This is a genomic window from Streptomyces sp. ITFR-16 (genome assembly GCF_031844705.1).
In the GTDB taxonomy this organism is placed as follows: Bacteria; Actinomycetota; Actinomycetes; order Streptomycetales; family Streptomycetaceae; genus Streptomyces.
In genome coordinates, this window is the sequence record NZ_CP134609.1 from 7,158,145 (window position 1) to 7,169,799 (window position 11,655).

Sequence of the window (11,655 nt, forward strand, 5' to 3'; positions counted from 1 at the left end):
GCTGAAATGGCCTGTCACGACGCCCCCAGTTCCTCGTCGAGCGCGCGGAACAGTTCCTCGTCCGTCGCTGTGTCCAGATCGTCGTCCGCTGTCGGTGCCGCCCCTTCGGCCGGATCCGCCGCCTGCTCGTCCCACTGCCACAGCGCCGCCCGCAGCCGCTCCCTGAGCGCGTGGAATCCGTCGCTGTCCACCGTGACGGCCGCCAGCAGCCGTTCCAGCTCGGCGGCGTCCGTCCGCTCGTCCGGTGCCAGGAGCACGGACAGCCGCTCCGCGAGCGCGGTGGGCGTGGGGAAGTCGAACACCGTGGTGGTGGGCAGTCGCAGTCCGGTGGCCGCCGAGATCCGGTTGCGCAGCTCGACCGCCGTGAGCGAGTCGAAGCCGATCTCCTTGAACGCCCGGTCGGCGGTGATGTCGTCGGCCGTCAGATGCCCGAGCACGGCCGCCACCTGCTCGCGTACCAGCGTGAGCAGTGCCTGTGTACGCTCGGGGCCGCGCAGGGAGGCGAGCCGGTCCGTCACCGACGGGGCGGGCGCGCGCACCCCGCTCGCCGCCCGGCGCACGGCGGGCGCCCGGACCAGCGACCGCAGCACGGCGGGCACCCCGCCGGTCCCGGGACCCGCCTCCGCGAGCGCCCGCAGCCCCGCGCCGTCGAGGGGCGCCGGTACGAGCAGCGGCCGGCCGTCGGCCAGGGCGGCGTCGAACAGCGCCATGCCCTCGGGCACCGCCATCGCAACGAGCCCGCCCCGGGCGATCCTCGCCCGGTCGGCCCCGGCCAGATGCCCGGTCATACCGCTGGCCGCCTCCCACATGCCCCACGCCAGGGACACCGCCGGCAGCCCGTGGGCCCGCCGGTGCGCGGCCAGCGCGTCCAGGAACACGTTGGCCGCCGCGTAGTTGCCCTGCCCCGCGCCCCCGAGGAGCCCCGAGGCGGAGGAGAAGAGCACGAACAGGGACAGGTCCAGATCCCGGGTCAGCTCGTGCAGATTCCATGCCGCGTCCGCCTTGGGCCGCAGCACCGCACGGACCTTCTCCGGGGTCAGTGAGGTGAGCACCCCGTCGTCCAGCACCCCGGCCGCGTGCACCACCCCGGTCAGCGGATGCGCGGACGGCACGGAGGCCAGCAACGCGGCGAGCGCCTCCCGGTCGGCCGTGTCGCAGGCCGCGATCCGTACCGTGGCACCCAGCTCCGTCAGTTCCGCCCGCAGCTCCTGAGCCCCCGGGGCGTCCGGGCCCCGGCGGCCGGTCAGCAGCAGATGGCGCACGCCGTGCCCGGTCACCAGATGCCGGGCCAGGGCGGACCCCAGGGTGCCGGTGCCGCCGGTGATCAGGACCGTCCCCTCCGGTGCGGTGCGCGGCGCCAGCGTCAGCACCACCTTGCCCACCTGACGCGCCTGCCCGAAGTGCCGGAACGCCTCGGGCGCGCGGCTCACGTCCCAGGTGGTGACCGGGAGCGGGGACAGCGCGCCCTCCTCGAACAGGGCGAGGACCCGCGCAAGGACGTCACCGACGCGGTCGGGCTCCATGTCCAGCAGCTCGAACGGCCGGTACGCGACGCCGGGCCGCACCGCCGCGACCTCCTCCGGGTCCCGCAGATCCGCGATGCCCATCTCGACGAACCGTCCGCCGGGCGGCAGCAGCCGCAGCGAGGCGTCGATGAACTCCCCGGTCAGCGAGTTCAGGACGACGTCGACCCCCGGCGCGGACGCGGTGCCCGCACGGCCGGTCACGTCACGCACCTGCTGCTCGAACCCGGTCGTACGGGAGGACGCGATGTGGTCCGCGTCGAGCCCGAGCGCCCGCAGCGCGCCCCACTTCGCCGGGCTCGCCGTGGCGAACACCTCGGCCCCGATGTGGCGGGCCACCTGGAGCGCCGCCATCCCGACACCACCGGCACCGGAGTGGATCAGCACCCGCTCGCCGGCACGCAGTCCGGCCAGCTCGACCAGCCCGTAGTAGGCGGTGGTGAACACGGCGGGCACGCCCGCCGCTTCCGCGTACGACCAGCCCTGCGGCATACGGGCGATCAGCCGCCGGTCGGCGACGGCCAGCGGCCCCACCGCGCCCGGCACCAGGCCGAACACCCGGTCGCCGACATCGAGGTCGTCGACCCCGGGCCCGGTCTCGATGACCGTCCCCGCAGCCTCGGTCCCGAGCGGGGCGCCGACCGGCACCATCCCGAGTGCGGTCAGCACATCGCGGAAGTTGAGCCCGGCGGCCCGCACCTCGATCCGTACCTGGCCCTCGGACAGCGGAGCCTCCGCGGCGGGGTGGACGGCGGCCCGCAGATCGTCGGGCGATCCGCCGGGTGTCTCCAGCCGCCAGCCGGCCACGCCCTCCGGTGGTACGACGGAGACCGGTCCGGACTCCGTCCTGCGCAGCCTGGGCACCAGGATCTGCCCGCCACGCAGCGCGAACTGCGGCTCATCGGTGGCGACAGCGGCGGCCAGGACCTCCTGGGACGCCTGCTCCCCGTCGGAGTCCACCAGGGTGATGCGGCCGGGATTCTCGGTGGCGGCCGACCGTACCAGCCCCCACAGCGGGGCGGCGGCCAGATCGACCGGGTCACCGGCCCGTGCCGCCACGGCCCGGCGGGTCAGCACGACGAGACGGGTCTCCGCCCCGTCCTCGTCGGCCACATGGTCCCGCAGCCTGTCGAGCAGCGACTCCACGGCGGCACCGGCCGCGACCGGCGCCGCACCCTCGAACGGGTCGGTGGCGTCCAGCACGTCGAACGTGGCCGTGGCCTCCGGGGAGGGCTCCGCGAGCTCCGTCCACTCCAGGGCGTAGAGCGAGTCGCCGGCGGAGGACCCCGGCGCGGCGGGCAGCTGCCCGGGGGCGACAGGTCGCAGGGTGAGCGTCTCCACGCTCACCACGGGCGCGCCCGTGGGGTCGGCGACCGAGACCCGGACCGTGTCCCGGCCCCCGTCACCGGGGGAGACCGTCACCCGCAGGGCCGTGGCGCCCGTGGCGCGCAGCGCCGCCCCCGACCAGGAGAACGGCAGCCGGATGCCCTCGCCGAGGAAGTCACCCAGCCCCAGGGTGTGCAGGGCCGAGTCCAGGAGCGCCGGATGCAGCACGAACCGGGCCGCCTCCGCGTGGAGTTCGGGGGCGAGCGACACCTCGCCGTACACGGTGTCGCCCGATCGCCAGGCCGCGGTCAGATTCCGGAAGGCGGGGCCGTACTCGTATCCCAGCGCCGCGAGTTCCGCGTACAGCCCGTCGGTGTCGAGCGCGGTGGCACCGGCCGGCGGCCAGTCCTGGCCGTCGGCCTCCCCGGATGCGGGGGAAGCGGTGTCGGCAGAGGCGAGGACGCCGGTGGCGTGCCTGGTCCAGCCCGGCGCGTCGCCCAGCACATCGTCCGCCGGTACATCCGGCCGCGCGTGCACGGCCAGCTGCCGCCGTCCCTCCTTGTCCGGCGCCTCGACCGTGACCTGGATCCGCACGCCTCCGCGCTCCGGCACGAACAGCGGTGCCTCCAGGGTCAGTTCGTCCACCGCGCCCGCACCGACATGCCGGCCCGCCTGGAGCGCCAGCTCCAGCTGGGCGGTGGCCGGGAGGAGCGGAGTGCCGCTCACGGCGTGGTCGGCGAGCCAGGGGTGGGTGCGCAGCGAGATCCGGCCCGTGAGCAGCAGCGTGTCGCCCTGGGCGAGCGTGGTCGAGGCGGCCAGGAACGGATGGTCGGCGGAGTCCACCCCGAGACTGCCCGCGTCGCTGTGGGCGGCGGGCCCCTCCAGCCAGTAGCGCCGCCGCTGGAACGGATAGGTCGGCAGTTCGGTGGCCCGGCCCGCCGTGGTGGGCAGCGTGGGCGTCCAGTCGACGGGGATGCCGTGGGTGTGGAGGTGGGCGAGGGAGAGGTGGAAGCGGTGGAGGGTGCCTTCGTTGCGGCGGAGGGTGCCGGTGATGAGGGCGTTGGTGTCGGTGGTGTCTGCGGTGTCCTGGAGTGCGGTGGTCAGGACGGGGTGGGGGCTGACCTCGATGAAGACGGAGTGTTCGGCTTCGAGGAGGGCGCGGACGGCGGGTTCGAAGAGGACGGGGTTGCTGAGGTTGCGGTACCAGTAGTCGCCGTCCAGCTCCGTCGTGTCGATGAAGGAGTTGGTGAGTGTGGAGTAGAAGGCGGTGGTGGTGGGTTGGGGGGTGATGTTGTGGAGGAGGGTGTGGAGGGTGTTTTGGAGGGGTTGGACGTGGGGGGTGTGGGAGGCGTAGTCGACGGGGATGGTGCGGGCTCGGATTCCTTGTTCGTTGAGGGTGGTGACGAGGGTGTTGAGGGTGTGGGGGTTGCCTGCGATGACGGTGGTGGTGGGGCCGTTGTGGGCGGCGATGTGGAGGTCGGGGTGGGGGGTGAGGAGGGTGGTGGTTTGTTGGTGGGTGAGGGGGAGTGAGGCCATGGCGCCGGTGCCGGCGAGTTGGAGGAGGGTGTGGGAGCGGAGGGCGGTGATTTGTGCTGCGTCGTTGAGGGTGAGGGCGCCTGCGATGTGGGCGGCGGCTATTTCGCCTTGGGAGTGTCCGATGACGGCGTCGGGGTGGATGCCGTGGTGTTGCCAGAGTTTGGCGAGGGAGGTCATGACGGCGAAGAGTGCGGGTTGGATGACGTCGACGCGGTCGGTGGGGGGTGTGTCGGGTTTGTCTTGGAGGACGTCGAGGAGGTTCCAGCCGGTGTGGGGTTGGAGGGCTTGGGCTGCGGCGGTGAGGTGTTCGGTGAAGACGGGTGAGGTGGCGAGGAGTTCGCGGGCCATGCCCTCCCACTGCGAACCCTGACCCGGAAACACGAAGACCGTCCTGCCGGTCTCGGTGACCGTGCCCCGTACCGCGTCCGCACCGGTCGTGCCCCGCTCCAGCCCCGCGAGGTTCTCCAGCAGGTGCTCCCGGTCCTGTGCCACGACGACCGCGCGATGGGCGAGCCCGGCCCGGCCCGTCGCCAGCGCCTTCACGAGCGGGCCCGTGTCCGCCTCCGGGTGCTCCTGAAGGTGTCGGCGCAACTGCCCGGCGTTCGTGGCCAGCGCCTCGGCGTTGTGGCCGTACAGCAGCCAGGGCAGCGGCGCCGCACCGGTCTCCACCGGCTCGTTCGCCGGGGCGTCGTCCGGCGCCTCCTCCAGGACGACGTGAGCGTTGGTGCCGCTCATGCCGAATCCGGAGACACCGGCCCGGCGCGGACGGCCGTTCGGGAGCCACTCCCTGGCCTCGGTGAGCAGGCGTACTTCGCCGGCGTCCCAGTCCACGTGCGGTGACGGCTCGTCCACGTGCAGGGTCTTCGGCAGCAGCCCGTGGCGCATGGCCTGCACCATCTTGATGATCCCGCCGACCCCGGCAGCCGCCTGGGTGTGACCGATGTTCGACTTCAACGAACCCAGCCACAGCGGCTGTTCGGCCGGACGGTCCTGCCCGTACGTGGCGATGAGGGCCTGTGCCTCGATCGGGTCGCCCAGGGTCGTGCCCGTGCCGTGTGCCTCCATCGCGTCCACGTCGGACGTCGTGAGCCCGGCGTCCGCGAGGGCCTGCCGGATCACCCGCTGCTGCGAGGGCCCGTTGGGAGCGGTGAGGCCGTTGCTGGCCCCGTCCTGGTTGGTGGCCGTGCCCCGGACGACGGCGAGCACCTCGTGGCCGTTGCGGCGGGCGTCGGACAGCCGCTCCACCAGGAGCAGCCCGACGCCCTCGCCGAAGGCCGTACCGTCCGCACCGGCCGCGAAGACCTTGCACCGGGAGTCCGGGGCCAGCCCGCGCTGCCTGCTGAACCCGATGAAGATGTCGGGGTTGGCGAGCACGGTCGCCCCGCCGGCCAGCGCGAGATCGCACTCGCCCCGGCGCAGCGACTGCACGGCGAGATGCAGGGCCACGAGCGACGACGAGCACGCCGTGTCCACGGTCACCGCGGGACCTTCGAGCCCGAGGGTGTAGGCGATCCGCCCCGAGGCGATGCTGCCCGCGCTGCCGATGCCGAGGTAGCCCTCCATGTCGGCGGGGAGCTTCACCCTCGCCCCGTAGTCGGTGTACACGACCCCCGCGAACACCCCGGTCCGCGTGCCGTGCAACGACGTCGGGTCGATCCCCGCGCGCTCGAACGCCTCCCAGGCGCTCTCCAGCAGCAACCGCTGCTGCGGGTCCATGCTCGTTGCCTCACGCGGGCTGATCCCGAAGAACGCCGGGTCGAACTGGTCCGCGTCGTGCAGGAACCCGCCCTCCCGCGCGTACGACGTCCCCGCGTGCGCCGGATCGGGGTCGAAGAGGCTGTCCAGATCCCAGCCCCGGTTGGCCGGGAACGGGGAGATGACATCGCTCTCCGACGCCACCACCTGCCACAGGTCCTCCGGTGTGCGCACCCCGCCGGGGTAGCGGCAGGCCATCGACACGATCGCGATGGGTTCACCGTCCTGCACCGGGGTGCGTCCGGCGGACACCGCGGTGTCGATGCCCGTGCCGTCACCCAGCAGCTGGTCCCGCAGATGGGCGGCGAGAGCCACCGGCGAGGGGTGGTCGAAGACGAGCGTGGCGGGCAGCCGCAGGCCGGTCGCCGTGTTGAGCCGGTTGCGCAGCTCCACGGCGGTCAGGGAGTCGAAGCCGAGGTCCTTGAACGCGCGGGACGCGTCGAGCGTGTCCCCGGCGGAGTGCCGCAGCACCCCCGCCACCTGCTCACCCACCAACTCGCCCAGCAGACGCAGCTGTTCAGTTCCGGACAGGCCCACCAGGGCCGTGACGAGCGTGCCCGCAGCGGCGGCGTCCGCCCCGGCGGCGGTGCGCACGGTACGGATCAGGGCGCGCAGCACCGGGGGCAGCAGCCCCGCCCCGGCCTGTGCGCCCAGGGCCGCCCGGTCGAGACGGGCGGCGAGCAGCGCGGGCCGGCCCGTCGAGCGCAGCGCGAGGTCCAGGCCGGCGGCGACCTGGTCGTCCTGGAAGCGGACCAGCCCGTGGAAGGCGGAGTCCGGCACGGAGTCCCGGGGACCCCAGGAGAGCGAGACGCCCGGCAGCCCCAGCGACACCCGGTGCTGGGCGAGGGCGTCGAGGTAGGTGCCGAGGGCGGCGGCGCCCGCGCGACCGGTGCCGCCGAGCGCGGACGACGCGTCGGGGGCGAGCAGCACGAACGCGCCCAGGTCGAGACCGAGGGTGAGCTCATGGAGGTTCCAGGCCGCCGCACCGGCGGTCCGCAGCCACGCCCCGAACTCCTCGGGCGCGGTGGAGAGCAGGACCGTACGGTCGGGGGCGGGCGGCGCGTGGAGGACGGCGCCGACCGGATGCGCGGACGGCAGCGCGGCCAGCGCCCCGGCCAGGCCGTCGCGGTCGGACGCGTCGGAGTCCGCCACCACGACCTCCGCCCCCAGGCCGGCCAGCCGGTCCGCCAGACCCGCGTCCGGGGACAGCAGAAGCAGGTGCCGGGCGCCCAGGGCGGTGACGGCGTGGACGGCCGCGGCGGCGGCCAGGTCGCCGGCACCGGAGACGACGACCGTCGACTCCTCGGGCAGGGCGGGCAGCTCGCCGGCGTCCTGCGGTACCGATGCGATGAGCCTCGGCACCCTGATGTCGCCGTTGCGCAGGGCGAGTTGCGGTTCACCGCTGGTGAGTGCCGCCGGGAGTGCGCTCAGCGAGGCGGGCTCGGCGTCGAGATCGACGAGAGCGATCCGCCCCGGGTTCTCCGACTGGGCCGCCCGCACCAGGCCCCACACGGGCGAGGGGACCAGATCCTGCACATCGTCGGGGCCCGTGGTGACGGCGTGGTGGGTGACGACCACCAGCTGGGTGTCGCTGTCCGCCTCGCCGGAGAGCCAGGTCCGGAGCGCGGGCAGCAGCTCGCTCGCGGACGACGCGTGCAGCAGGACGAGACCGGGGGCCGCGTCCTCGTCCTGCGCCGGTGCGTACGGGACGTGGACGGCGTCTCCGAAGGCCTCCCGCAGCTCGGCCTCGGGCTCGGCGGACGAGGTCCAGCTCGGGTACGGAAGCGGCGTGCCGTCGCCCGGTGCGGGCACCGGCGTCCAGTCGGTGGCGAGCAGCCAGTCGTGGCGGACCCGGTCCGCCCGGTCCAGGACCCCGGCGGCCAGCGGCCGCAGGGCGACCGAGTCGACCGAGGCGACCGGAGCACCGGCCGGATCTGCGAGCAGCACGGCGAACCCGTCGCCGCGCCGGGAGACGCGCACCCGCAGACCGCCGGCGCCGACCGCGTACAGGGTCACGCCCCGCCAGACGGCGGGTTCGAGCAGCTCGTCGCCCTGGGAGAGGGCCTGGTGCAGGGCCGCCGTGAGCAGCGCCGGGTGCAGCCCGTACCGTCCGGCGTCGGCTGCGACCCCTTCCGGCGCGGACACCTCGGCGTACAGCTCGTCGCCCCGGCGCCACAGCCGTGTGAGCCCCCGGAGGGCTTCGCCGAGTTCGTACCCCTGTGCTGCCAGCCGCTCATGGACCTCGGCGACGTCGACGGCGGTCGCCCCGGCGGGCGGCCAGGCGGTCAGCGGCTCGGGTGCGGCGGATCCGGCGGCGGGTTCGGGGGTGTCGAGCAGACCCGTGACATGGCTGGTCCAGGTGCGGTGCAGTGCGCTGCCGTCGTCCGCCTCGTCGTACGCGCGGGTGTGCAGCGTCAGATCGCGGCGGCCGTCGCCGCGCGGCGGCCCGGCCGTCACCTGCACATCCACACCACCGGTGGCCGGGAAGACGACCGGAGCGTCGAGCGCCAGCTCGGCCACCGGCAGATCGCCCAGCAACCTGCCCGCCTCCAACGCCAGTTCGAGCGCGGCCGCAGCCGGCAGGACCGCCGTGCCGTCGATCGCGTGGTCGGCGAGCCAGGGGTGGGTGCGCAGTGAGATCCGGCCCGTGAGCAGCAGGGCGTCGCCCTGGGCGAGTGTCGTCGCGGCCGTCAGCAGCGGGTGCTGCGTCGTGTGCAGCCCGAGGCTCTCCGGATCCCCGTCGGTCGCCGCGTCCTCCAGCCAGTAGCTCCGGTGCTGGAAGGGGTAGGTCGGCAGATCGTACGGGGCGTCGCCCCCGGTCTCCGGAAGCGTGGGGGTCCAGTCGACGGGGATGCCGTGGGTGTGGAGGTGGGCGAGGGAGAGGTGGAAGCGGTGGAGGGTGCCTTCGTTGCGGCGGAGGGTGCCGGTGATGAGGGCGTTGGTGTCGGTGGTGTCTGCGGTGTCCTGGAGTGCGGTGGTCAGGACGGGGTGGGGGCTGACCTCGATGAAGACGGAGTGGCCGTCGTCCAGGAGCTTTTCGACGGTGGGGTGGAGCTGGACGGGGTTGCTGAGGTTGTCGTACCAGTAGTCGCCGTCGAGTTCGGTGGTGTCGATGGGCCGGGCGTGGAGTGTGGAGTAGAAGGCGGTGGTGGTGGGTTGGGGGGTGATGTTGTGGAGGAGGGTGTGGAGGGTGTTTTGGAGGGGTTGGACGTGGGGGGTGTGGGAGGCGTAGTCGACGGGGATGGTGCGGGCTCGGATTCCTTGTTCGTTGAGGGTGGTGACGAGGGTGTTGAGGGTGTGGGGGTTGCCTGCGATGACGGTGGTGGTGGGTCCGTTGTGGGCGGCGATGTGGAGGTCGGGGTGGGGGGTGAGGAGGGTGGTGGTTTGTTGGTGGGTGAGGGGGAGTGAGGCCATGGCGCCGGTGCCGGCGAGTTGGAGGAGGGTGTGGGAGCGGAGGGCGGTGATTTGTGCTGCGTCGTTGAGGGTGAGGGCGCCTGCGATGTGGGCGGCGGCTATTTCGCCTTGGGAGTGTCCGATGACGGCGTCGGGGTGGATGCCGTGGTGTTGCCAGAGTTTGGCGAGGGAGGTCATGACGGCGAAGAGTGCGGGTTGGATGACGTCGACGCGGTCGGTGGGGGGTGTGTCGGGTTTGTCTTGGAGGACGTCGAGGAGGTTCCAGCCGGTGTGGGGTTGGAGGGCTTGGGCTGCGGCGGTGAGGTGTTCGGTGAAGACGGGTGAGGTGGCGAGGAGTTCGCGGGCCATGCCCTCCCACTGCGAACCCTGACCCGGAAACACGAACACGGTCTTCCCGTGATCGGCGGCCACCCCCTCCACCACATCGCCCGACGGCACACCCCGGGCCAGCGAGTCGAGCGCCGGCACCAGCTCCTCGTGGCTCCCGGCGACGACGACCGCCCGATGACCGAGCGCGGCCCGGCCCCTGGCCAGCACCCCGCCGACCGAGGACAGGTCCAGTCCGGGGCGCTCCTCCGCGTACGAATGCAGCTGCCCCGCCTGCTCCTTCAGCGCCTCGGCGTCGTGCGCGGACAGCAGCCACGGCACCGCGCCGGAGGACTTGGCCGGCGTCTCGGCCTCGCCGTCGTCGGCCTCCGTCGTGGGCGCCTCCAGAATGACGTGTGCATTGGTCCCGCTGATCCCGAACGACGAGACGGCGGACCGGCGCGGCCGGTCGTGCTCGGGCCAGGCGGCGTCCTCGGTGAGCAGGCGTACGGCCCCGGCGTCCCAGTCCACGTGCGGTGAGGGCTCGTCCACGTGCAGGGTCTTCGGCAGCAGCCCGTGGCGCATGGCCTGCACCATCTTGATGATCCCGCCGACCCCGGCAGCCGCCTGGGTGTGACCGATGTTCGACTTCAACGACCCCAGCCACAGCGGCTGTTCGGCCGGACGGTCCTGCCCGTACGTGGCAAGCAGCGCCTGCGCCTCGATCGGGTCGCCGAGCTTCGTCCCCGTCCCGTGCGCCTCCACCGCGTCGACGTCCGCCGTCGTGAGCCCGGCATCGTCGAGCGCCTGCCGGATCACCCGCTGCTGGGACGGCCCGTTGGGAGCGGACAGCTGCCCGCTCGTACCGTCCTGGTTGACGGCGGATCCCCGGACGACCGCGAGCACCCGGTGGCCGTTGCGGCGGGCGTCCGACAGCCGCTCCACCAGGAGCAGCCCCACCCCCTCGCCCCAGCCGGTGCCGTCGGCCGACGCGGCGAACGCCTTGCACCGCCCGTCCGGGGACAGCCCGCGCTGCCGGCTGAACTCGACGAACAGGCCGGGCGTCGCGATGATCGTCGCCCCGCCCGCCAGCGCGAGATCGCACTCGCCCCGGCGCAGCGACTGCACGGCGAGATGCAGGGCCACGAGCGACGACGAGCACGCCGTGTCCACGGTCACCGCGGGACCTTCGAGCCCGAAGGTGTACGAGAGGCGGCCGGACGCCACGGATCCGGCGCTGCCCGTGCCGATGTACCCCTCCAGGCCGTCCGGTGCCCGGCGGATCCGGCCGCCGTAGTCCCCGTACATCACCCCGGCGAACACCCCGGTACGGGAGCCGCGCAGCGTGTCCGGGTCGATGCCGGCCCGCTCGAACGCCTCCCAGGCGCTCTCCAGCAGCAGCCGCTGCTGCGGGTCGATGGCCGTCGCCTCGCGCGGGCTGATCCCGAAGAACGCCGGGTCGAAGCGGTCCGCCTCGTGCAGGAAGCCGCCCTCCCGCGCATAGCTCCGGCCGGTCCGCTCCGGGTCGGGGTCGTAGAGCCCGGCGGTGTCCCACCCCCGGTTCTCCGGGAACGGGGAGATCGCGTCGGTGCCCGAAGCGACGACCTCCCACAGCTCCTCGGGGGAGCGCACCCCGCCCGGATAGCGGCACGACATGCCGACGATCGCGATCGGTTCGTGCCGCTCCGCCTCGACCTCGGTCAGTCGCTGCCGGGTCTGGAGCAGGTCATTGGTCACGCGCTTGAGGTAGTCGCGGAGCCTGGCCTCGTTCGTCATGCGACGTCAACTCTCCTCG

Annotated in this window: 1 protein-coding gene; it reads right to left on the reverse strand. The window is 73.5% G+C overall.

Annotated features, from left to right (window positions below; genetic code table 11):
• Positions 1-14: 14 nt before the first annotated feature.
• Positions 15-11,636: an SDR family NAD(P)-dependent oxidoreductase gene (locus tag RLT58_RS31855; RefSeq protein ID WP_311313809.1), complete on the reverse strand. Its 11,622-nt coding sequence runs from the start codon at positions 11,634-11,636 to the stop codon at positions 15-17.
• Positions 11,637-11,655: the final 19 nt, after the last annotated feature.

What these genes read in the sequence shown, in the direction of transcription:
- RLT58_RS31855 (WP_311313809.1), bottom strand. Translation starts at nt 11,636, where the DNA reads ATGACGAACGAGGCCAGGCTCCGCGACTACCTCAAGCGCGTGACCAAT.